We start from the raw sequence: 22,844 nt of genomic DNA on the forward strand, positions 1-22,844 counted from the left end.
GCCGATAAATGTAGAACTGGGGAGTACTTATAATGATGCAGGTGCTACTGCGTCAGATAATATTGATGGCAACATTAGCGCAAATATAATAATGAGCAGTAATGTAAATACCAGTGTGGTGGGTAATTACAGTGTGACGTATAACGTCAGTGATGCGGCGGGCAATGCAGCAAGTACGGTTACTCGTGTAGTAAATGTAACTGTTGATGTAACCGTGCCGGTGATAACTTTGTTAGGTTCTACTCCGGTAAATATAGAACTGGGCGGAACCTATAATGATGCGGGTGCTACTGCGTCAGATAACATTGATGGAAACATTAGCGCAAATATAATCACGAGCAGTAATGTAAATATCAGTGTGGTGGGTAATTACAGCGTGACGTATAACGTCAGTGATGCGGCGGGTAATGCAGCAAGTACGGTTACTCGTGTAGTAAATGTAACCGCGGATGTTACCGCACCGGTAATAATATTACTTGGTTCAANCGCCGATAAATGTAGAACTAGGTAACCCCTATAATGATGCGGGTGCCACTGCATCGGATGATGTTGATGGCAACATTACCGCGAATATAATAATGAGCAGTAATGTAAATACCAGTGCGGTGGGTAATTACAGTGTGACGTATAACGTCAGTGATGCGGTGGGTAATGCTGCAAGTACGGTTAGCCGCGTGGTTAATGTAACGGCGGATGTCACTGTACCAGTAATAACATTACTCGGTTCAACGCCGGTAAATATAGAACTGGGTAGCACTTATAATGATGCAGGTGCAACTGCAAGCGATAACATTGATGGTGATATTACTGACACTATCGTAGTGACTAGTACTGTTAATATTGAATCAGCTGGTAATTATAGTGTGACTTATAATGTGAGTGATGCTGCGGGTAATTTCGCAAATTCAGTTGTTAGGACTGTGAATGTAACGGCAGATGTAACAGCACCGGTAATAAACTTGTTAGGAGCAACACCTGTTGATGTTGAGACCGGTAGTGCTTATGTTGATGAAGGTGCAACTGCCATTGATAACGTGGATGGTGATCTCAGTGAAAGCATCATAACAACCAATGCTGTGAATACCGAAGTGCCAGGTAGTTATAGTGTTACTTATAATGTGAGTGATAAAGCGGGTAATGATGCAAATCCAGTTGTTAGAACTGTGAATGTATTTGATACGCGTCCACCCGTTATTACACTTCCTCCACAAATAATTATTAATGCAAAAGGTCTTTTAACTCATATTGATAAGAACCCTGTTGCTACTGCAATTGATCATGAAGATGGAACTATACTGGTTACGCCTAATCGTAAAGGTCCATTTGCTCCGGGTCGAAATGAAGTGATCTGGTCTGCAACAGACTCGTCAGGTAATACGGCAACAGCAATACAGATAATTGATGTTAAACCTTTAATTGAGTTTGAATCAGACAAACTTGTTGTTCCTGGAGCTAATGTACAAATTCGAGTTTTACTAAATGGTGATGCACCTGTTTACCCTGTTGAAATTGGTTATTCGATTCATGAAAATAATGCTGCTGTAATAAATAGCAATATATCAATTGCATCCGGTACAGAGGGTATTATTAATTATCAGGTACCTGTTGATATTCAATCAGGTAGTATTCTTTTCAACTTAAAGACATTAGTTAATGGGGTAAAAGGCTCTAAAAGCTCTCAAATGTTAAATGTTGTTAATCAGAATGTTGCTCCATTATCTGAAATAAAAATTTCTCAGGGTGGTGTGTTAACAAGGTTTATAACCGCTAATGGTGGCCCAGTTAATATAAGTGTTAATGTTTCCGATATTAATAAAAATGATAGTCACAGTTATGACTGGAGTGATACGGATAATATTTTACTGGCTCCTAACACTGATGTGCCGAATTTTGTACTCGATCCAACAAACATAGAAGCAGGTTTTTACCGAGTTGTTATTAATGTAATGGATGATGGTTTACCTAATCTTGGAACACAAAACGAACTCATATTAAGTGTGCTTGAAACAATGCCTTTACTTTCAGATGTGAGTGACAGTGATGGTGATGGTAATAGTGATTTATCAGAAGGACTGGGTGACAGGGATGGTGATGGTATTGCAGATTATCTGGATGCTATAAATAATCCTGCTGTCATGCAGGGTAAGCAGGGTATAACGAATAAGTGGTTATTGAATGCTCAACCTGGTTTAGGGATACGATTGGGTAAAACTTCACTCTATGCGAAAAAACATACTGCGGCAGTAACAAAGCAGCAAATAAATGATTTTAGTGGAAAACTTGAGACGCTTGCGCCTGCAGAGACAAATGATACATTAACTAATATAGGTGGTTATTTCGACTTTATAATACATGGCCTGTCTCATCCGGGGCAATCAGCTCTTTTAGTTATACCTCAGTATGCTGCAATTCCTGTACGCCCTGTATATAGAAAGTATGCGACAGTTAGCGGTTGGACAGATTTTATTGAAGACGATAGAAATAAACTTGCATCAGCAAAGGGGGCAGTGGGTATTTGTCCACCACCAGGTGATCCTGCTTATACTCCCGGGTTAACTGCAAATAATCATTGTGTGCAGCTTATGATTGAAGATGGTGGTCCAAATGATACGGATGGCCGTAAAAATGGTGTGATAGAGGATCCAGGTGGGGTTGCTACTATAAAAGCGGTACCGGAAATAGAGGAGGTTGTTCCTGATGACATTACGGATGGTAATGGTAATAATGTTAACGCTAGTAATGGTGGCGCTGGTAGTTTTGATTTATTGATGTTTGCTCTGTTGTTTAGTCTGTATTGCAATAGGAAATTTAATTCAAAAAATACGTTAAGGGCAGGTGATTGATAAAAAATATTATTCGTTATTTAATGGTCTGGTTTTAATGGAATAACTTTTATCGGGAAGGTGTTATATTTTCCATGAAACCAGGATTGACGTTCCTTTTCCTGGTTTAGATTCAATTTTAAATGTTCCATTTATTGACTCAGCGCGTTCACGCATACTATTTAAACCAAATCCGCATATTGATGGTTGATCGCTTTTGTTTAACTTCTTAGTTAATGAGCTTATATTAAAACCACGCCCATTATCGCTTATATTTAAATTTAAGTTTGAATTAGATCTGTTTAGCTCAAGTTGTATGGTTGTAGCATCGCCGTGTTTAGCAATGTTATTCATGGATTCCTGAACGATACGATATATGACAGTTTTTTTATCGTCTGAAATATCATGTTCATCTATATTTAATGATAGATCTATTTTTATTTTTGAATAAGTATTTTCAAATTCTCTACAAAACCATTTTAATGTTGCTATAGCGCCAAGATCATCAAGTGTTGCAGGTCTTAAATTCATCGATATGTGGCGGGTTTCATCTATCAGGTTTTTTATTGTATCCACGATGTTATTAAACTGATTATTATCATCTTTATTAAAAATATTTTTATTGTTTAAAAGTAGTCCTTCTATTTTAAATTTAGTTGCTGCAAGGCTTTGACCAATCGAATCATGTAGTTCACAAGCAATTCTCTTTCTCTCGTTTTCCTGTGTGGTAAATATTACCTGTAAAAGTTCTCGATGATAATCATGAGATTCTTTAAGTTTTATATTTGTTTCCTCTTTATTTTGAAGTTCATGTTCAAGTTGAAGGTTTAGTTGTTTAAGTTCTTTTGTTCGCTGGATTACTTTTTTTTCAAGATCCTGAGCCTGAAATTTTAAGGATTTTTCTATATGTTGAAGTTTGGTAATATCATCAATTATTAATACAGCAAAACATTGGTCTTTATTAATATTATAATTTTCTATTTTTCTTAGAGTGTAATTATAAGTTCTACCCGCGTGTGTTTTCTTTGTTTTCTTTATAAAAGTATCTTTATTTTTGATTTGCTGCCAGATATAAGCCCAGTCGGGATCATCATTGTCCTGATGTGTCTCATTATTGAAATTTCCAAGGAAGTCAGTGATATCTTTTGACATGTTATCGTTGAAAATTTTAAGAAAATCACTGATATATAGTCCATTTACCTCATTTACTTTTCCTATACCCCATGTCTCTATCGTTTTGTTAGCGCGAGTTATTCTTGCATTTTCATCAATGGCAATAACAAGCTGAGGTAATGAGTCGACTACCAGTTCCCACTGGATCTTTGCACGGTTAATGTTTTCAAGCTGGAGCTGATCGTCATTTAGTTTTGTCATAAAATGCAAGTCTATGTCAGATAATTAGTTACTGACGTGTAGTTTATTCAGTATTTTCCTTAACTTTAAGTGTATATCATTTTTAATTAAAGTCACCTGATATTAAACGCTCGCCCGGTGACGTTGTGTTAGGAGAAAATCATACAATGTATAGAAGTTTTTCAGGATTTAAGCGAAGTGTAGATAAGTGCTTTTTAAACTAATTTATCATTAATAGAATATTAACGATAAATTAGTTTTGATTGACTAAAAGCCATACGTTTAGTTGAAACGAAATAGCTTGTTTAACGAAGCTGCGGTGTTAACTCTTTCTCAATAAGCAGAGTACTGATGTGAACACCGATTTTATCGGAAAAACGCTCCAGAAAATCGGGTTCTTCAGTAAACTTAACTATAGTTTCTTCACCTATAACTTCACGCGCTACGTAACTGGAATTGCCCAGTTCATCTACCAGTCCAATCTCAACACTTTGATCACCAGTCCAGATTAGTCCCTCAAACATACCATCTACTTCTTTCAGGCGATCGCCACGACCCTGTTTAACTGCATTTATAAATTGATCGTGCACACTCTTAAGTAAACCTCTCATATGGGCGATGACGACCGGGTCTTCAGGTCCAAATGGATCGAGTAATGCCTTGTTTTTACCAGCTGTCAGGGTTCTGCGTTCAACACCAATTTTTTTCATAGCATCGACAAAGCCAAAGTTATCCATGCGAACACCAATTGAACCGACTATGCTGGCCTGATCGGCGTATATTTTTTCTGCTGCAGACGCTACGTAATAACCACCGGAAGCACAAATATCACTAATAACCGCATACATCGGAATATCAGGATATTTTTCACGAAGTCTTAGAATTTCATCATAGATGTAACCGGATTGAACCGGGCTACCACCCGGGCTATTAATGCGTAATACTACACCAGCAGTAGCCGGGTCTTTAAATGCCTTACGTAAGCCGGTTACCACGTTGTCAGCACTGGCTTCTGCGCTCGGAGCTATAACGCCTTTAAGATCGACTAAAGCCGTGTGTTTCTCATTCTTACTGGCGGCTTCCTGAAAATCAGGGTTAAGCATGACCAGTAATGTAATTAGATAGGCAAAGGTCAGTAATTTAAAAAAGATTCCCCAGCGGCGGGTTCTTTTCTGTTCTTTTAGTCCTTCTGTAGCAATAGATGTCAGTACATCTTTTTCCCAGTTGTTGCCTTCGCTCATTTTAATCCCAGATTTTGATATTTTAAAGAAGGTAAAGTGTATGCATTGTTATGCGACATGTGAAGCATCTTGTGATAATTTTTTATATGTATTCTGGTTATTTGATGATTTGAGGCGAGTAGTTTAGTTTTTATCCAGATAAGATTCTATTTGTTGCTGAAAAAGGCAGGGATCGATGGGTTTCTCTATTATGCCATCACAACCTGCTGTTTCTATTTCATTTTTATCCTCTTCCATAATTCTGGCTGTCAATGCAACTATAATAACGGGTGTAGCCAGATTTTTAATTATTCTTGTTGCTTCTATACCATCCATACCCGGCATCTGTATGTCCATAAGAATAAGTGAAATGTTGTTTTTTTTAACAATACTTATTGCCTGTTTTGCATTTGTTGCTTCCAGTATTTTGAATCCTGCACGCTCAAGTAAAAATCGTATCAGGTAAATATTGTCAGGATTATCATCGACTATAAGTATAGAAAAGAGATTGGTTTGTAATTTATTCATGGTTATCAGATTCTGGTAAGTTAAAAATAAAGCGACTACCTTTTCCCTGCACGCTAATAACTTCAATGTCACCTGATAACATGTCTAGAAACTGCTTGCATATAGCCAGACCCAGCCCTGACCCATCGTGTTGTTTGTCACCTTTTGAATCTTCCTGATAAAAAGGTGTAAAGATAATATCGATATTGCTAACTTTAATACCTGAGCCTGTATCTTTTACCTCGAACCAGACCTTATTATTTTCTAGCCAACTTTTAACAGAGATGCTACCCGATTGAGTAAATTTAATGGCATTATCAATAAGGATAATCAGAATTTGTCGAATTTTCATCTGGTCACTTGAAAGTAGACCGCAGTTATTGCATTCAACTTGCAAGCGAAGGGATTTTTTTTCACATAAAGGTTTTAACATGTCTGTGACTTCAGTTACTAATTCAGCAACATTAAATTCTTTGATATTCAGGTCTGCTTTTCCAGCTTCAATTTTTGATAAATCAAGTAACTCGTTTATAAGTGATAACAGGTGCTTTGCACTGGAATGAGCCTTGTTAAGTTGTAAAACCTGTTCTTTGTTAACCTCTCCCGCCATACCTTCTTTTACGGTTGATGTGAAACCTATAATTGAATTTAATGGTGTTCTTAATTCATGGCTCATATTAGCTATGAATGTGGATTTTGCCCGTGTTGCACTTTCTGCCTGTTTTGTTGTTTCTTTTAAAAAGTTCTGTTGCGCTGATATCTGGTCCATCATTTTATTAAAAAATCGTGCTAACTGACCAAATTCATCCTGTCTGGCATCATCAAGCCTGAGATCCATCTGTCCTTCAGATATTTTTTTTGTGGCTTCTAGTAATGCCTGAAAAGGGTTAGCTAAAATCTTCTGAATGATCCAGTTTAACAATAGGCCAAATACAAGGCATATTGCGACAGTGGTTAATAATAATCTTTTTTGTTCAAGGCTTTGTAAACGTTCGAAAGGTAAGTGGTATAGTGTTAAGTTGGCAACTTTGGGTTTTTGGTTTTCATGATAATAAAGTTTTCTAATTATTTTATTATCTGAATTTGTTTCCCCGCTTCGATACGAAATTGAATGATTGAAATTGATGGTCATACCGGTGAAGCCTAATGATTTAGCCTGAATCATCAGGTTGTCCCAGTTTAAGTTTTCCTTCGCGGAAACTGATTGAAATAGATCATGTGATGCCGTTAGTGCAATCGTATCTGCATAGTGGTCAAACTTTAAACGTATTTCAGTATCGCTATTCCAAACTAAAACCACAGCAATACTGGCACCGATAATAGCTATTCCCCATAAAACAATAGAGGTTATTTTAACTGATAATGAACCATACCAGCCGGTGGTCCAGTCAGATGTAAGGCTTTTATCTAACATTTTTTGCTTCTGCTTAACATACTACGTGGCACTCTTAAAACCTAACCACTGTAAAAGTAGCATCATTGGGCAGACGCCGGTAACTCCTGACATGGTAAGCATTATTCCCACAAACCAGGGGAAAAACCACAGTGACTGGGGGAAAATAAGTAAAGGAATGGCAACAAATATCGAAACAGTTAATCTGAACATGCGTTGTGCTTCGAAGGGGATAACTTTTCTGTTCTCAGGTGTTATTGAAAGTGTATCCTGTATCATTAAAGGATTTTTGTTGCTCAGAAATTTAATTTTAGAGAGTAGAAGAGGGAGTCTTAAATTTGTAATGCCTTCAAATACGGCTATACCAACCATAACGTATATTGCGTTATACATTTCGAAAGTCAGAAATACCAGACATAAAAAGCCAAATATGAATCTCCAGGTTCTTTCTGTCATTTGAAGCCTCCTGATGAAAGCGGTTTAAAATCTCCTTATGTTGTAACTTCCTGATTATATTGAGTATTGTTTAATATGAAACACTCTGTTTGAGGGCTGTATTAATAAGTATAGACCACATAATAAGCTTTGAATATGCTTTTGGATTAACGATTTTAAGTATCAGTTTATAGTGAATTAGTGCTATTAAAAATTATTTCTGTTCAATTGGAATGGTGAGTGTGAAAGTTGCTCCTTTGTTCATTCCGTCGCTATCAACTGTGAGTGTGCCGCCTAACTCCTTTGCAGAAATAGCGCTGTGATGCAGTCCATATCCATGTCCTTCTACTCTCTTTTTAAAGCCAAATTCAAATACATGTTCAATATCTTTTTCATCAATCCCTATGCCATTGTCTTCAACAAAGAAAATGATATTGTTATTGTGTTTTTTGATTCCTAGAATAATATTCTTATCTGATTTTCCACCATTCATGACGGCATGTTTTGCATTGCTAATAAGGTTTACCAGTATTTGAATTAACTTGTGTTTATCTATTGATATTTCATAATCAGTATCATAGTACTTACTCAGGTTTATGCCGCTATTATTTATACTTGAAAGGTTTATATCAATTGCATCATTGGCAATGTCACCTGTTTTTATTTTTTCTATCACGCCAATATTTCCAGCGTAAGACTGTTGCATTGAAATTATGTTTTTTATGTGATCTACATTATTAGTCAGACTGTTAATTTCCTGTATTTGATCTTCCTGCTCTCTGGTTATTTTTTCAGAAAGTTGCTCAAGAAAGGGAATGACTAATTTTCCTGCTTCATCATTCTTTAAGAAATCGTCTATATTTCCTTTGTTTTTATGTAATATATCTATGACTTTATTTAAATTTCTAGCTCTTGAGTTTAATGCTCTATTTTTTATTATTGATGATGATACGTTTACACTATTTAATACATTACCTACATTGTGTAATACGCCGCTGGCGACTTCAGACATGCCGGCGCTGTGTGCAAGCCCTAGCATTTTCTGATTGGTTTTTGTTAGCTCATCCGTCCTTTCCTTTACTTTATTTTCAAGGTTTTCATTGGCATCTTGAAGTGCTTTTTTAATTCTTTCTCTTTCGGTGATGTCTCGTATTATCATTTGAACATAGTTGTTTTCATTCAGCTCAATGCCTTGCAATTCTATATCTGATGGGAATGTATCGTTATTAGCTTTTTTAAATACCCATTCATAACGTTTTTTATTGTTTACAAGTGCGTGATTAATAGCGTTGAATATGCCGTCACTTTTTATAGCAGATTTTTCTTCTGAAAATTGAGAAAAATAGTCCAGGCCGATACGATTTAATTCCGTCAGTGAGTCAACGCCAAAAAGTCGAAGTGCGTTATTGTTGCAGTCAATTATTGATTTTTTATCAAGTACAAGTATGCCATCCATGCTGCCTTCTATTAGTGCTTTGTACTTTATTCCTTCATTTTTTATTTCTTCTGCCTGTATGGATAATCGTTTAATAAGGAAGGTAGATGTCAAATATATGATTGAAAAAATAGAAATAATTAATAGTGCGATGGCTTTCTGTGTTTTTTCCTGTGAAGAAAATAGTTTATTTATAATTAGCTTGTTGTTTTTTTCGTGTATTGCGAGTATTTCGTCTAATACGCTGAATACTTTTACCTGAATAGAAATTTCCTCGTGTAATACTTCTATGGCTTTAATGTAATTACCGGAAAGTCGTAAATCGTTTAATTCATATTGTAATTTTACTGCATGTTTTGATAATTCCCGTTGCTTTTGTAATAGCAGGCTTTCAGTCTTTCCCGGGTTCTGGCTTTTAAATTTTTCCCGAGCGATCAGGAATAGCGTTCCCTGTTCCTTGAATTTCATCCATTCTTCATCAATAAGAAAAGGGTCGTCAACTAAGAGTGACATGGCTAAATGAAGATTGCGCTCACGTGCGGCTATACGCATTTCATATATGAGATTGCTTTTAGTTGCGGTTTCATTGACCAGGTTTTCTACCTGATGATTTACATTTTGTAAGGCGTACCAGGTAATAATACCAATAGTGGCAACCAGCATGCACGACACCAGAATGCCAGCCATGAGAATGATTCTTATGTTTGTAGCAATAGGTTGTTGCTGGTTGTCTCTGAATAGCATATTTAGAGGAGCCCTTTAAATCATTGAGCTGTGAAATATGAGTGTTTTAAGTATAGATCATGTTTTTCAGTTTATTTTGCTCTCTAAAATGCGTGGAATCAGGCTTTATGGCTTAAATATTGAGGCTTTCTACAGGTTGTTCAGGAAATTTTGTAGCTGATTTATATGATCAATACAGCCAATTGGCTGGTGTTTCATTAGGCGCTCTGTCGGGTGTACTCCATAACTCACTCCCAGGCGATCCATATTGGCATTTTTTGCCATTTCCATATCATATTCGGTGTCACCGATCATTAGAGCATCTTCGACATCAAGGCCTAATTGTTGAAGAATTTCTTCCAGCATTAAAGGATGCGGTTTAGAAAATGTTTCAGAGGCACATCGCGTTGTATGAAAGCGAGGTCTCAGTCCGGTAATTTCCAGAACCTGATCAAGGCCCTGGCGGCCTTTGCCTGTGGCAACTGCAAGCCAGTAACCCTGCATTTCAAGGTTTTCTAAAATGGCTTCAGCACCGTCAAATAAAACAGATGAGGTTTTATTTACTTCCATATACTGGTAACGATAAGCATCTGACATTTCACTGATCTGTTTTTCGTTTGATGTCGGATGTAGTTGCTGAATGGCTTCACGTAAACCTAAACCAATCACATCTTTAAGTTCATGGTCACTGCGCTTTTCTTCGCCGAGTACCTGTTCACTTGAAATTCGCAGGCAGTCAACGATACGTGCAACGGAATCCATAATGGTGCCGTCCCAGTCGAAAATTAATAGTTTGTATGGAAGTGGTGTATTCATTGGTAATGTCTTCTGTAGTCGCGATTGTTAGATCGCAATTATTCGTGTTCGTTTAATAATTTTTCCCACTCACTATCGAGTGGCGCGCAAATATTATAGTTTTGTGATCCTAAAGAAAAGCCCAGCTTGTATGCGTGCAGATACATACGTTTAAAACCGTGTTTTTTAAGAGATGCATTGAAATCCAGGTTTCCATATTTACTATCACCAACAATCGGGAATCCCACTGCCTGAGCATGTACACGAATCTGGTGTGTACGTCCGGTAAATATTTTTACTTCCATCAAACTCAACTGGTCTTTATATTCCAGTGGCGTAAACAAACTGCGTGCTTCTTTTCCCTGTGGGTTTACTTCTACAAATCGTTCACCACTACGGGAACCGCTTTTAAGTAATGGCAGATCGATGATTTTTTCGGCACCTTGCCAACGCCCAATAACAATTGCCCGGTAAATTTTTTCCATGTGCTCGGCTTTGTCACGAAAGTGCTGGTGAAGCTGGTTTAAGGTTTTCAGTGTTTTTGCAATGATCAGGCAACCTGATGTTTCCCTGTCTAAGCGGTGCACCAGTTCAAGCATCGGATCATCGGGGCGAGCCTGACGTAACATTTCAATGACACCAAATTTGAGGTTACTGCCACTGTGAACGGCAATACCAGCAGGTTTGTTTAAAACGAGTAGTTGATCATCTTCAAATATGACTGACTGGCTAACTCGGTTAACCAGGTGCTGAGGGGCTTTGCTATCGTCTGCCACTTCCATGCGAACCGGCGGGATGCGTACAATATCCCCGGCTTTTAATCGATAATCGGCTTTTTTTCGACCTTTATTGACTCGAACCTGACCGCTACGCAAGAGTTTGTATACCCGACTTTTAGGTACGCCCTTGAGCTGACTTAACAGGTAGTTGTCGAGTCGTTGTTTTTCATTGCGGGGGCCTATTTCCAGTAACTGGACGCCGTGATGGGGTAAATCTGACATTTGGCGAATGATATCAGATTAAGGTTTACGGGGGAGATGAATTATGTGTGAAGAGCTTAAGTTGTGGACAAATCTACTTCTGGTGTTACTCATCTTTAGCTGTTTTGTTATCTTAAATATTGTTATATCCGACTATTTACAGCTTATTTTACCCAAACTTAGCTAATTAACTGCCATAAGGCTGTTTTATGGCTTGACCTGCTTGCCACAATTTGTAAGACTCTATGAGTTCCAGAAATAGTATATTTGGTTCTGACATTTAAAATCAATGACTTACATATGATTTTAAAGGGAGCAGGCTTGATATTTCAGGAATTAGCATCATATGTAACAGATGCAGTATTAAAGAATACGGGTTTATGCGTAGTTATAAACCCACACCGGTTAGGTAGAGCCTTATTAAATCTATCACCAACTAATTAGTAATTAATGAATTTCACTTTGATCTACAACTTGAAACAAAAACTGAACTGCAACCCAGAAGCGCAGGTAATATCCTTTACGCTTATGGAAGAGTGGCTCGCGGCTGTTTATATGTTTTGTATGAGCGGTACTAATACTGTTCACAATCAACAGCCCGCCTATGCAGTGTCTCCAGTAATTTCAGGTTTACCCCCATCAGAGTGTCAAACTAACTCAGGTTTACATTCCAATGAAACGAATTTTAATCAACGCTCTCCAGAAAGAGGAGACGCGCGTTGCGATGGTCGATGGCCAGCAACTTTACGATCTGGATATCGAAGTATCCTCACACGAGCAAAAGAAAGCCAGCATATACAAGGGTACAATTACCCGGGTTGAGCCAAGTCTGGAAGCGGCTTTCGTTAACTATGGTGCTGATCGCCATGGTTTCCTGCCTTTTAAAGAAATCTCTCGCACCTACTTTACCGATGAAGCGCGTAATGCATCTGGTCGCCCTGATATTCGCACAGCGATTAAGGAAGGTCAGCAGGTTATTGTGCAGGTTGATAAAGAAGAGCGTGGTAATAAAGGCGCTGCACTGACAACATTTATATCTCTGGCAGGTCGTTATCTGGTATTAATGCCAAATAACCCGCGTGCCGGTGGTGTTTCTCGTCGTATTGAAGGTGATGATCGTAAAGAAATTCGCGATGCGATGAGTGGTCTGGAAATCCCTAAAGGTATGGGGCTTATTGTGCGCACCGCAGGCGTAGGTCGTGCGACAGAAGAATTACAATGGGATATGGATTATCAGGCGCAGGTCTGGGGTGCTATAGAAAAAGCAGCCGATGCCCGTCAGGCTCCATTCCTTATATACCAGGAAAGTAATGTTATTATTCGCGCACTGCGTGACTATTTCCGTGATGATATCGGTGAAATCCTGATAGACAGCCCGGAAGTTTATAAAACAGCTGAAGATTTTGTAAAGCAGGTTATGCCTAATAGCCAGCGTAAATTGAAGTTATATCAAGATGATATTCCGATGTTTAATCGATATCAGATTGAAGGCCAGATAGAGTCTGCGTTCCAGCGTGAAGTGACATTGCCTTCAGGTGGTTCAATCGTTGTTGACCTTACTGAAGCACTGATATCAATCGATATTAACTCAGCCCGTGCTACAAAAGGCGGTGATATTGAGGAAACAGCTACTAATACCAACCTTGAAGCGGCCGATGAAATTGCTCGTCAGTTACGTTTACGTGATCTGGGTGGTCTGGTGGTTATCGATTTTATCGATATGATGGCAAATAAGAATCAACGTGCGGTAGAAAACCGTTTACGTGATGCATTGAAGATGGATCGTGCACGTGTGCAGATTGGTCGAATTTCACGTTTTGGTTTACTCGAAATGTCGCGTCAGAGATTGCGTCCGTCACTAGGGGAGGCAACACAGAAAGTATGTCCTCAGTGTAACGGTTATGGCACGATTCGTAATATTGAATCACTGTCTCTATCTTTGTTACGAATTGCAGAAGAAGAATCACTTAAAGAGCATACCGGTCGTGTGATTATTAAGGTGCCGGTTGAAGTGGCAACTTATATCTTTAATGAAAAACGTAAAGATTTAATTGAAATTGAAAACCGTACGGGTGTAGAGATTTCATTTATTGCTGATAAAGTCATGTTGCTTCCACATTATGAAGTAAGTCGTTTACGTAAATCTGAAGTGGGTAGTGTAGAAGGTAAAACTTCATACCAGCTTGCAAGTGAAACTGAAGAAGTTTATGTGCCCGGTCGTGATTCTGCAAATTCAGTTGAAGCTGAAAAGCCAGCGGTTCAATCGATTACGCCTGCACAACCTGCTCCGGTAGTTGAGAAAAAAGAAGAGAAACCGCCTGGTTTACTTGCACGTCTTATTAAGTCTTTATTTGGTGGCGCAGAGTCAGAAGAAAAACCTAAAAAGCCAAAACAGGGTAATCAGCAGGGTAATCGTAATCGTAATCGTAACGATCGTAATCGAAATAGTCGTGGACGTCGTGATGGTAATCGTAACGATAATAAGGGGCGCGGTCAGAAGCAGGGAAATAAGCAGCAGAATAAACAGCAGCAGTCTCGTCAACAAAATAAACCTTCTGCAGACAAGCGTGATGAGCAGCAAAATGCGAACAGGCAGAACAAAAATCAGCAAAATAGAAATCAGCAAAATAGAAATAAAAATCAGCGCGATGATAAACAGCAGTCAGCTAGACCTGATTCTTCTAAAGTAGATAAAGATTCAACTGATCAAACTGTTAATCAGGCAGCTTCACAGCAAAATGAAATGCCTAATAGTGGTCAGCAGGATACTCAAAAAGACGGTTCAAAACGTGGAAATCGTCGTGGTAGAGGTCGCCGTCGTGGCGGGAATCGTAATGATAATCGTCAGCAGGGTGATCAACAGAATAGTCAGCAGGGTGATCAGCAGGTTTCACAGCAAAAGACTCAGCAGACAACAGATCAGGCTCCATCAGTAAATAAGCCGGTAGAAAAACAGGCTGATGGTAACCGTGCGCAGCAGACGGGTGATAAAAAACCGCAGCAAAATCCATCTGCAAATAAATCAGAAAATAATTCACCCGCTCCACAGAGTACACAAAATGTGAAGCAGGATGTTAAAACTCAGGAATCAAAACCGAAACCGCAAAATGTTAAAGCTGAAGCAGCACCTGCACCAGCACCAGCATCAACACCAAAGCAGTCAAAGTCAGCTGAGTCTAAACCGGTTGAATCTAAACCTGCTCAGGCACCTGTTAATAATGAGGTTAAGTCAGCTCCACCTAAAACGGTAGAAAGTGCAAAACCTCAGTCTAAACCTGTGCATCAGAAGCAATCTAAACCACAGGCAGATGCATCTAAGTCTGCTGCTAAACCCTGGGAATTTCAGGGGCAGAAGCCTGCAGAAAAATCGCAGGCTAAACCTGAACAGAAAAAGCCAGCACAGCCAGCTAAATCAGCTGCACCTGCACCGGCTAATAATAAGAGTTCTAAACCGGCTGAAAAATCAGAGCGTAAGCCCTGGGAATTTTAGGTTACCTGAAAACATTCCTGCGCAGCTGCGTGGGAATGTGTGCCTGATTTAATTATTTAAATATCGTGCTTTTCGCGGATGTCGTTTAGTAAACCTAATGAAGCGTCTTCAATTAAATCCAGGACATGCTCAAAACCCTGATCACCACCATAGTATGGGTCAGGAACTTCATTTTCTGAAAAATTCTCTGCAAATTTTAGAAACATAAATAGATTGTCAGGGTTGCCATTAGCAACATCCTGAAGATCGGCATGGTTACTGTTATCCATGGCAATTACATAATCAAAGCTTTTAAAATCTTTATTTTCAACCTTACGGCCACGTAAATCGCTTAAATCTATGCCGCGTTTAGAGGCTGATGCCTGTGCACGAGTATCGGGTGGAGATCCTATATGATAGGCGTGTGTACCGGCTGAATCCGTTTTAATCTGTTCCGTTAGGCCAGCTTTTTCAACAATATGACGAAAATAACCTTCAGCACTGGGTGATCGGCAAATATTGCCCATGCAAACAAATAACACATTAACCATTCTTATAACTCCAATTTTTGTTGCAAAGCATTGTATAATAATCGCGAAAATTTACCGACTATTATTAACTTAAGTTAAATGGGCAATATGTTAAAAATCTACAATACCTATACGAATCAAAAAGAACAATTCAAACCTATCGAGCCAAATAAGGTTCGTATGTATGTCTGTGGTATGACGGTTTATGATCTGTGTCATTTAGGGCATGCCAGAGTGCTGGTGGTGTTTGATATGGTGACTCGTTATCTTAAATCACAGGGGTACGATGTGACCTATGTGCGTAATGTAACGGATATTGACGATAAGATTATTGCCCGAGCGAATGAAAATGGTGAAGATTTTAATGATCTAACCAGCCGATTTATTACAGCGATGCATGAAGATGCGCATGCGCTGGGTGTGCTGCCTCCGGATGAAGAGCCGCGTGCAACTTCATCTATGGATGATATTATTTCGATGATTGAAACCCTGATTGAAAAAGGTTTTGCTTATGCCGCGAGTAACGGTGATGTGTATTACGATGTCAGTGAGTTCAAAGATTACGGGAAGCTTTCCGGAAAAATTATTGAAGACTTACGTGCAGGTGAGCGTGTAGCGATCGATGAAAATAAAAATGATCCAGTTGATTTTGTATTATGGAAAGCGGCAAAACCTGATGAACCTTTCTGGGAGTCACCCTGGGGTAAAGGACGTCCGGGCTGGCATATAGAGTGTTCTGCTATGTCAACCTGTTGCCTGGGTAATACATTTGATATTCATGGTGGTGGGCAGGATTTGCAGTTTCCTCATCATGAAAATGAAATTGCACAAAGTGAAGCGGCAACAGGTGAAAAATTTGTAAATTTATGGATGCATAATGGTTTTGTGCGCATCGATGATGAAAAGATGTCCAAGTCACTGGGTAATTTCTTTACCATTCGTGAAATTTTAGAGCGTTATCGTGCAGAAGATGTTCGTTACTTTATTTTAGCTAGCCATTATCGTAGCCCGTTAAACTACGCAGATACATTATTAGACAGTGCGGGCGCTGCATTAAGTCGTTTATATACAGCATTGCGTGATACTGAAATTACAGAAATGAATGATGATTCGAAAGAATATGTTCAGCGTTTTGAAAGTGCCATGAATGAAGATTTTAATACGGCTGAGGCAATGTCTGTATTATTTGATCTTGCAAATCAGATTAACAAGCTGAAAACAACAGATGTTAATAAAGCCTCGGCACTTGCTGCTACATTAAAACACCTGGGTGATGTTTTAGGCTTGTTACAGGATGATCCTGAAAGTTACTTAAAAAGTGGTGGTAGTTCAGGTGGTCTGGATGATTCGGCGATAGACGATTTAATAACACAGCGTACACAGGCTAAAATCGATAAAAACTGGGGTGAAGCTGATCGTATTCGTGATGCGTTAAAAGAACAGGGTATTGAGCTGGAAGATAAGGGGGCAGAAACTAGCTGGCGCAGGGCGTGATTTAAGTTGTAAGTCTAAAATGAAATATTTACATATTTATAGCTTTATTTCTCTGTTGTTTGTTTCGACCGCTGTGGCTTCGGCTATACGTACAATTACTGTAGATGGCCTGCAGCGTGAATTTCATATTTATCAACCGCAAAATATCAATACACCTGTTCCCCTGTTAATGGTTTTTCATGGGGGTGGCGGTAACGCGGAAAAAATGCGTGATGTTAGTCAATTTGATGTTATTGCAGGGCGTGAAAAATTTATCGTTGTTTATGCACAATCTCATAAAGGGCACTGGAATGATGGTCGTAAATCGACATCAGATGGTGTTAATGATATTGCTTATGTAAATGCGATTATCAGTCTGCTTGTCGATAACGAAGAGGTCGATAAATCCAGTGTTTTTGCTACAGGCATATCAAACGGTGGTTTTTTTACTCAGCGTCTGGCCTGTGAGTCGAGCTCATTTAAAGCTTATGCATCTGTCGTTGCAACAATGGGCCTGTCACTTTATCAATCCTGTAAACCGTCGAATGCGATCAATATATTAATGATTAATGGTCGTGAAGATACGTTTGTGCCATGGGGTGGGGGCGAAGTTAAGAAAGGCTGGTTCAGGGGGAAAGGAGGTAAAATTGTTTCTGTTGATAAGATGATGGCGTTCTGGCGCTCACATAACCAGTGTGAGAGACAAAGACGTATGCAGCTGGAAAATAAAGATACTCAGGACAATACTCTTGTGACACAGGTGAGTTATAACTCATGTCGTGATGGTGTTACATTGCAGCAGCTAGATATAGAGGGAGGGGGGCATATATGGCCTGGTTACCCTCTTAAGTTCTTTGGTAGACGATTATTAGGCAATAGCTCTATGGATATTGACGCCTCAGAGGAAATATGGGGCTTTTTTGAAAACACGAAAGGTTTATCTAAATCTGGTGATTAGACCCGTAGGTGTTGAATATTTGCAGAAGAGATCCTCAGGTTGTTATCAGGGCTTGTAGTAAGGCCTATTACCCCGTATAATCGCGCGCCTGAGTCATGAGGCTCAGTTTTTTTAACTCCTTGTTCTACTGATGGACTGTTTATACAGCTATGCAGAGGGCATTAACCGTAGGGAGCATACAATGCGTCATTACGAAATAGTGTTTTTGGTCCACCCTGACCAAAGCGAACAGGTGCCAGCGATGATAGAACGCTATAAAGGCATTATTGAATCTAAAGGTGGCAAAATTCACCGTCTTGAAGATTGGGGCCGTCGTCAACTGGCTTATTCAATCAATAAAATCCATAAAGCTCATTACGTTCTGATGAATGTAGAGTGCGGCAATGAAGAAATGGCTGAGCTGGAATCTGGCTTCCGTTTTAACGATGCTGTTCTACGTAATATGGTTATCAAGTGCAAAGAAGCTATCACTGAGCAATCTCCTCTTATGAAAGAAGAAGAAAGCAAGAAGTCTGATAAGCGTGAAACTAAAGTTGAAACAACTGAAGAATCTGCACCTGCACCTACTGAAGAAGCTGCTCCTGAAGCAGATGCTTCTGCTGAATAATTGAGAGGATATTAAAGATGGCATATTTTCGTCGTAAAAAATTCTGTCGTTTCACTGCTGAAGGCATTACACAGTGTGACTACAAAGATCTTAATCTGCTGAAAAACTTTGTTGGTGAAACAGGTAAAATTGTACCTGCACGTATCACAGGTACTAAAGCTAAATACCAACGTCAGGTAACAACTGCAATTAAGCGTGCGCGCTACCTTGCATTGCTTCCTTACACTGACCAGCACTAAATTCAGAGGATTAAATAATGGATATCATTCTATTAGAAAAAGTTGATCGCCTGGGTAAGCTGGGTGATGTAGTAAGCGTTAAAAATGGCTTCGCACGTAATTTCCTATTACCATTTGGTAAAGCTAAAATTGCTAACGAAGCAAACGTTAAAGAGTTAGAAGAGCGTCGTGCTGAATTTGAAGCTAAAGAAGCTGAAACACTAGCAACTGCAACTGCACTTAAAGCCAAATTAGATGAAATGACTATTAGCATTACATCTAAGTCAGGTTCTGAAGGTAAGTTATTCGGTTCTGTAGGTAATGCAGATATTGCCGAAGCGATTGTTGCTGCAGGCGTAGATATCGAGAAGAAAGTGGTTCGTCTTCCTACTGGTCCAATTCGTAATGCGGGTGAGTATGAAATTGATCTACATTTACATTCTGATGTAAATGCACAGATTAAGTTGACGATTATTGGTGAAGAATAAGTTACATACTTTCATCATAAGCTTCAACAACAGCCGGGCATTGCCCGGCTGTTGTCGTTTATGGAACTAATAGTTTCTGATATTTAACGCTGTAGGGGTAGCTGTAGCTGACGAAAAATAGTGTGATGCGAAGTGTGCAGGATAAATATATTAACTAATATGTTGTAACGATATTTATATTTATTTTGGAAAATCAAGAATTGGCTGGGTAGGGTAGGCGACGGAGCACTCATCTATTGAGTGTTTTATTAATGCTTTTTTTAATGCTGCATCAGCAGCAATCCATTCATTTCTTAAATCATCAGCGACACCTGCTTCTTTGATGGATGCAGATAGAATCTTTGCTCGCTCTTCGAATAACTCTTCGGTGATTAACATATGTTGATGAGCAGACTTGGGGCTTTTTCCGCTATAACCTTTAGGTCCACCGAATAGCTGCATCATAAAATCAGTTTGCTGTTCTTCAAGTACGTGCTGTGGTTTTTCAGCAAAGTATTTTTTCAACCAGCTGTGTGCATAGATTTTGTCATAAAATATCTTATGTACCTTATTGAGTGTTTCAATGCCGCCAAGACGGTCATATAAAGTCTTATCTATTTTCATGATCTAAAAATCCGCTTCTCTCATAATGTATGGCGTGTATATTATAGTGGATAGTTTGTATTTACAGGATTTTATTATGAGTTATCGCCGTGCATTGCTTCATACATGGCCAGGTACTCTGTTTCCATAGAGCTGAACTCATCCTGCAGCTGTGCAAATGCAACATCTTTTTTAATGACCTCTTCTTCAAGTGAACTTATTGCGCTCTTTAATGCATCGGTCTCTTCATTGTCTGCAGCCGAATCATTTACTTCAGCTGCTTCTGATTCTTCAGTTGATTCTTTGAGTCTCTCATTTTCCTCTTCAAGTATTGATATGCAGCTCATCATTTCTTTTGAAGTGCGGGCAAAATCACTAATAGTGTCTTTTAGTTTGTCTGCCTGAGCAGCGTCAATTTCAAGGGATTCAATAGTATCAATAAGTTGTTTGATTTTATTTTCCTGCTGCTCGACCACTTCTTTTATCTGATCAAGGTCAATGAGGGAGTCGCTTTCCTCGGCTTTGTTGTCATCCTGTTTTTCAAATAAAGAGTCATGACGGGCTTCCATTTTATCGACTTCTTCCTGAAGGCGGTTGTTTTCCATTTCCAGAACTTCCATGCACATTTTAGAGTCACTGAGTTGTCTTTCGATAGTTTCAATTTGTTCTTTAAGTATTTTAAGTGATTCGGATTCTTCAGGGTGTTCCTGCTCAGCGCCTTCCATCGCTTTTTTCATGCTGCTTAAAGCGTTTTCCTGTTCGTAAATTATATCTTTTAATTTGTTAACTTCACCGTCGATTTTTTTACCCTGAGTTTCGATATAAAATACTTTTTCTTTGCTTTCCTGTGCAGGGTTTTCATTTGATTCCGTAGAAGATATGGTTTCTGTAGTTGAAAATTGTTCAAGCAGGTTTTTCATTCCATCGTAGATGCTATCCCAGAATTGTATTTCATGTTCAGTGTTCTCAGCGGCGGCTTTTTCCATAAGCAAAAACTGTTCACGTGCCTGTAATAAGCTGCTTTGTGTTTCATTGGGGGCGGGTGAGGTGTTTTTATCTTCGAGTTGTTCTTCAGTGTTGTCAGGTTTTTCCTCTTCAATGCTTTTCTGTTGCTCTGATTTTGTGTTGTTGCGCTCCATTGCCTGCTCAAGAAAATCGATATAGCTGCTTCCCAGATCAATGGCATCAAATTCATCCTCGGCCTGTTGAGCTGTCAGTTTTTGATCTGCATTAGTGAGTTTGGGTTTACGTAATAGAATTACTGCCAGAGTTATACTTAACCCTATAAATACAAGCAGTACTTCAGCTATGATCAATACGTATATTAGAGGGATTTGCATTTTATTTTCTATTCTTCTTCATTTGAGGTTTCTGGTGTTGCTTTGCTGTTTTTAAAATGTCTATAAATAAGAAATCCATTTAATCCAAGAAATATTATTACGACATTAAATATGCCAAAGTAAATCAATATCTTTGTTATGTCTTCTTCGGGTTCTTCATCTATAGGCAGGGCCTCAGGTTCTTCTATAATAACTTCTTCTTTTATGATGACTTCTTCAACAGGCTCCGGTTCAGTAGGCATGGTGTTTTTAAAGGAGAATATTTGTTGGCGTTGAAATGTTCGTGATTTGGCAATGATGGCTGCCCCATATATTCCATCGAGTTGAGGTTTAAAGTGAATAATAAATTCCCCCTGTTCATTGGCAGCTTCAATTGGGAATGTCTCTATGGTGTCGTCCGGGTGCTCTATTTCTAAAGCGACTTCCATGCTCTTTAATAACTCCTGATTAGCTTCAGTTTCTTCGTTCTGAATAAACCATGATTTTATAATTAATTCAGGTTGATAGCTGTCTTCGTTGAATTCGAACTGGGTGCGAAGTTTTACGTCAGTTACGATATATGCCCGGTTATCATCATCGCTGAATAAAATTTTCCATTCGCCTTCATCGGGTTTTTTTATGGTTATCATATCGAAGCTTGTTGAGACAAACCATTTTATTTTTTCAGATTTAAAGGTGGAGTTTATTTTTTCCCCAGTGGGTGGTTGAAGGTATATCTGGCTATTTTCAGATGATTTATTAGCTATAATTGTAATTTCATTAATGCTGGCATCAACAATGAATTTATTTTCATTTAAGGGGAGCATGTCAGGTTGTTTAGTTTGTTCAAATATTTTACTGAACACCTTATGTAAAACATCGTCACTTGCAGCTAATGCATAACGACCGTCTGTTGCTTCAGCTATTTCCTGTAATAATTCCTGATCGGATGCTTCGGTAAATGCAATGCTGTATATTTTTATATTGTGTTCAATTAATTTGGGTAGCAAATCTTCAAATATCTGAGTTCTTAACTGTGCAGATTTTTCAGCATTACCTACATCCATCTGTCCATCAGACATTAAGATAATAATAGGTTCTCTGTTGATCTGGTCGCTTTCTTTTAAAAACTCAATGCCTTTTTCAATTGCAGAGTGAATATTGGTGTGCATGCCTTTGTGTGAGATTTTATCTGTAGCACGTAGTGCCTGATTAAGCTGCTTGTCGTTTTCAAGTTGAGTCAGATAAGTAATTGGCCAGGCTTTGCTGCTGAAGCTGACAACACTGAGTCGATCCTGGTTACCAAGTAGTGAAATAAATAATTTAGCAGCAGGTTTACGTAGCTGTTTGGGGTCGGTTTGTTTCATGCTACCTGAGCTGTCCATGATAACGACCGTATCAAGAGGAAGTTTGTCCTCGAGTGGGGTGTTAACAGCATGAGATAAAGTGCTTGCCATGCTCAGTGTAAGACAGACGGAAGTGAGTAATTTTTTAATCGATATAATATTTGGCACAGCCAATGCCCGCATTTTTATGT

General features: G+C 38.8%; 20 protein-coding genes. 8 read left to right on the forward strand and 12 right to left on the reverse strand.

All coding sequences use genetic code 11. From position 1 onward, the window contains the following. Together DIZ80_02130 and DIZ80_02135 are read left to right on the forward strand one after the other, a co-directional pair. The coding region (locus DIZ80_02130) for a cell wall-binding protein (GenBank protein ID RDH85237.1) at positions 1-511 on the forward strand (511 nt) is incomplete at its 5' end. Continuing rightward, a complete protein-coding gene (locus tag DIZ80_02135; GenBank protein RDH85238.1) occupies positions 477-2,843 on the forward strand; it encodes a hypothetical protein in 2,367 nt (788 codons plus the stop codon). The genes DIZ80_02130 and DIZ80_02135, both read left to right, overlap by 35 nt. Positions 2,844-2,906: 63 nt before the next feature. On the opposite strand, the gene DIZ80_02140 is transcribed toward DIZ80_02135, so the two are convergent. From DIZ80_02140 to DIZ80_02175, 8 genes are all read right to left on the reverse strand, one after another. Next, on the reverse strand, positions 2,907-4,196 hold the full coding sequence (locus DIZ80_02140) for a hypothetical protein (protein ID RDH85239.1): 1,290 nt from the start codon (positions 4,194-4,196) through the stop codon (positions 2,907-2,909). Positions 4,197-4,480: 284 nt separating this feature from the next. Then, positions 4,481-5,416 (reverse strand): S49 family peptidase, encoded by a 936-nt coding sequence (locus DIZ80_02145; protein ID RDH85240.1) that lies wholly within the window; start codon positions 5,414-5,416, stop codon positions 4,481-4,483. 123 nt (positions 5,417-5,539) lie between these two features. Beyond that, complete coding sequence (locus tag DIZ80_02150; protein ID RDH85241.1) at positions 5,540-5,923, reverse strand: hypothetical protein; 384 nt, start codon at positions 5,921-5,923, stop codon at positions 5,540-5,542. Beyond that, positions 5,916-7,316, reverse strand: coding sequence for a hypothetical protein (locus tag DIZ80_02155; protein RDH85242.1), 1,401 nt, complete (start codon positions 7,314-7,316; stop codon positions 5,916-5,918). The genes DIZ80_02150 and DIZ80_02155 overlap by 8 nt, the downstream gene beginning before the upstream one ends. Before the next feature lie 21 nt (positions 7,317-7,337). Next, positions 7,338-7,508: a DUF2892 domain-containing protein gene (locus tag DIZ80_02160; protein RDH85312.1), complete on the reverse strand. Its 171-nt coding sequence runs from the start codon at positions 7,506-7,508 to the stop codon at positions 7,338-7,340. 436 nt (positions 7,509-7,944) lie between these two features. Then, the gene (locus DIZ80_02165) at positions 7,945-9,909 is read right to left on the reverse strand and encodes a hypothetical protein (GenBank protein RDH85243.1); all 1,965 of its coding nucleotides are present in this window, start codon (positions 9,907-9,909) and stop codon (positions 7,945-7,947) included. Positions 9,910-10,038: 129 nt separating this feature from the next. Then, on the reverse strand, positions 10,039-10,704 hold the full coding sequence (locus DIZ80_02170) for an HAD family hydrolase (GenBank protein RDH85244.1): 666 nt from the start codon (positions 10,702-10,704) through the stop codon (positions 10,039-10,041). Between the two features lie 38 nt (positions 10,705-10,742). Next, positions 10,743-11,684, reverse strand: coding sequence for a 23S rRNA pseudouridine(955/2504/2580) synthase (locus DIZ80_02175; protein ID RDH85245.1), 942 nt, complete (start codon positions 11,682-11,684; stop codon positions 10,743-10,745). 652 nt (positions 11,685-12,336) lie between these two features. On the opposite strand from DIZ80_02175, the gene DIZ80_02180 reads away from it, so the two are divergent. Then, on the forward strand, positions 12,337-15,153 hold the full coding sequence (locus DIZ80_02180; GenBank protein RDH85246.1) for a ribonuclease E/G: 2,817 nt from the start codon (positions 12,337-12,339) through the stop codon (positions 15,151-15,153). Between the two features lie 56 nt (positions 15,154-15,209). Here DIZ80_02180 and DIZ80_02185 read toward each other — a convergent pair whose 3' ends face one another. Continuing rightward, positions 15,210-15,683, reverse strand: a complete 474-nt coding sequence (locus tag DIZ80_02185) for a phosphotyrosine protein phosphatase (protein ID RDH85247.1) — start codon at positions 15,681-15,683, stop codon at positions 15,210-15,212. 87 nt (positions 15,684-15,770) lie between these two features. Here DIZ80_02185 and DIZ80_02190 point away from each other — a divergent pair, with 87 nt between their 5' ends. From DIZ80_02190 to DIZ80_02210, 5 genes are all read left to right on the forward strand, one after another. Continuing rightward, positions 15,771-17,156 (forward strand): cysteine--tRNA ligase, encoded by a 1,386-nt coding sequence (locus DIZ80_02190; protein RDH85313.1) that lies wholly within the window; start codon positions 15,771-15,773, stop codon positions 17,154-17,156. Between the two features lie 19 nt (positions 17,157-17,175). Beyond that, a complete protein-coding gene (locus DIZ80_02195; GenBank protein ID RDH85248.1) occupies positions 17,176-18,093 on the forward strand; it encodes a hydrolase in 918 nt (305 codons plus the stop codon). A gap of 181 nt (positions 18,094-18,274) precedes the next feature. Further along, positions 18,275-18,700 carry a 30S ribosomal protein S6 gene (locus DIZ80_02200; GenBank protein ID RDH85249.1) on the forward strand — a complete coding sequence of 142 codons (426 nt, stop codon included), beginning with the start codon at positions 18,275-18,277 and terminating at the stop codon, positions 18,698-18,700. 17 nt (positions 18,701-18,717) lie between these two features. Continuing rightward, entirely contained in the window at positions 18,718-18,939 is a 222-nt protein-coding gene (gene rpsR / locus DIZ80_02205; GenBank protein RDH85250.1) for a 30S ribosomal protein S18, read from the forward strand. Positions 18,940-18,956: 17 nt separating this feature from the next. Further along, positions 18,957-19,406 carry a 50S ribosomal protein L9 gene (locus tag DIZ80_02210; protein ID RDH85251.1) on the forward strand — a complete coding sequence of 150 codons (450 nt, stop codon included), beginning with the start codon at positions 18,957-18,959 and terminating at the stop codon, positions 19,404-19,406. A gap of 180 nt (positions 19,407-19,586) precedes the next feature. Here the strand turns inward: DIZ80_02210 and DIZ80_02215 are convergent, their stop codons facing one another. The 3 genes from DIZ80_02215 to DIZ80_02225 all read right to left on the reverse strand — a co-directional run bounded on the left by DIZ80_02215 (position 19,587) and on the right by DIZ80_02225 (position 22,836). Continuing rightward, a complete protein-coding gene (locus DIZ80_02215; GenBank protein RDH85252.1) occupies positions 19,587-20,009 on the reverse strand; it encodes a group 1 truncated hemoglobin in 423 nt (140 codons plus the stop codon). Between the two features lie 74 nt (positions 20,010-20,083). Beyond that, positions 20,084-21,328 carry a hypothetical protein gene (locus DIZ80_02220; GenBank protein RDH85253.1) on the reverse strand — a complete coding sequence of 415 codons (1,245 nt, stop codon included), beginning with the start codon at positions 21,326-21,328 and terminating at the stop codon, positions 20,084-20,086. An 8-nt stretch (positions 21,329-21,336) separates the two neighbouring features. Next, on the reverse strand, positions 21,337-22,836 hold the full coding sequence (locus DIZ80_02225; GenBank protein RDH85254.1) for a hypothetical protein: 1,500 nt from the start codon (positions 22,834-22,836) through the stop codon (positions 21,337-21,339). Positions 22,837-22,844 lie beyond the last annotated feature (8 nt).

The sequence above is a fragment of the endosymbiont of Galathealinum brachiosum genome (genome assembly GCA_003349885.1).
Classification (GTDB): domain Bacteria; phylum Pseudomonadota; class Gammaproteobacteria; order SZUA-229; family SZUA-229; genus SZUA-229.

What these genes read in the sequence shown, in the direction of transcription:
- DIZ80_02140 (RDH85239.1), bottom strand. Translation starts at nt 4,196, where the DNA reads ATGACAAAACTAAATGACGATCAGCTCCAGCTTGAAAACATTAACCGT.
- DIZ80_02145 (RDH85240.1), bottom strand. Translation starts at nt 5,416, where the DNA reads ATGAGCGAAGGCAACAACTGGGAAAAAGATGTACTGACATCTATTGCT.
- DIZ80_02150 (RDH85241.1), bottom strand. Translation starts at nt 5,923, where the DNA reads ATGAATAAATTACAAACCAATCTCTTTTCTATACTTATAGTCGATGAT.
- DIZ80_02155 (RDH85242.1), bottom strand. Translation starts at nt 7,316, where the DNA reads ATGTTAGATAAAAGCCTTACATCTGACTGGACCACCGGCTGGTATGGT.
- DIZ80_02160 (RDH85312.1), bottom strand. Translation starts at nt 7,508, where the DNA reads ATGTTCAGATTAACTGTTTCGATATTTGTTGCCATTCCTTTACTTATT.
- DIZ80_02165 (RDH85243.1), bottom strand. Translation starts at nt 9,909, where the DNA reads ATGCTATTCAGAGACAACCAGCAACAACCTATTGCTACAAACATAAGA.
- DIZ80_02170 (RDH85244.1), bottom strand. Translation starts at nt 10,704, where the DNA reads ATGAATACACCACTTCCATACAAACTATTAATTTTCGACTGGGACGGC.
- DIZ80_02175 (RDH85245.1), bottom strand. Translation starts at nt 11,684, where the DNA reads ATGTCAGATTTACCCCATCACGGCGTCCAGTTACTGGAAATAGGCCCC.
- DIZ80_02180 (RDH85246.1), top strand. Translation starts at nt 12,337, where the DNA reads ATGAAACGAATTTTAATCAACGCTCTCCAGAAAGAGGAGACGCGCGTT.
- DIZ80_02185 (RDH85247.1), bottom strand. Translation starts at nt 15,683, where the DNA reads ATGGTTAATGTGTTATTTGTTTGCATGGGCAATATTTGCCGATCACCC.
- DIZ80_02190 (RDH85313.1), top strand. Translation starts at nt 15,771, where the DNA reads ATGTTAAAAATCTACAATACCTATACGAATCAAAAAGAACAATTCAAA.
- DIZ80_02195 (RDH85248.1), top strand. Translation starts at nt 17,176, where the DNA reads ATGAAATATTTACATATTTATAGCTTTATTTCTCTGTTGTTTGTTTCG.
- DIZ80_02200 (RDH85249.1), top strand. Translation starts at nt 18,275, where the DNA reads ATGCGTCATTACGAAATAGTGTTTTTGGTCCACCCTGACCAAAGCGAA.
- rpsR (RDH85250.1), top strand. Translation starts at nt 18,718, where the DNA reads ATGGCATATTTTCGTCGTAAAAAATTCTGTCGTTTCACTGCTGAAGGC.
- DIZ80_02210 (RDH85251.1), top strand. Translation starts at nt 18,957, where the DNA reads ATGGATATCATTCTATTAGAAAAAGTTGATCGCCTGGGTAAGCTGGGT.
- DIZ80_02215 (RDH85252.1), bottom strand. Translation starts at nt 20,009, where the DNA reads ATGAAAATAGATAAGACTTTATATGACCGTCTTGGCGGCATTGAAACA.
- DIZ80_02220 (RDH85253.1), bottom strand. Translation starts at nt 21,328, where the DNA reads ATGCAAATCCCTCTAATATACGTATTGATCATAGCTGAAGTACTGCTT.
- DIZ80_02225 (RDH85254.1), bottom strand. Translation starts at nt 22,836, where the DNA reads ATGCGGGCATTGGCTGTGCCAAATATTATATCGATTAAAAAATTACTC.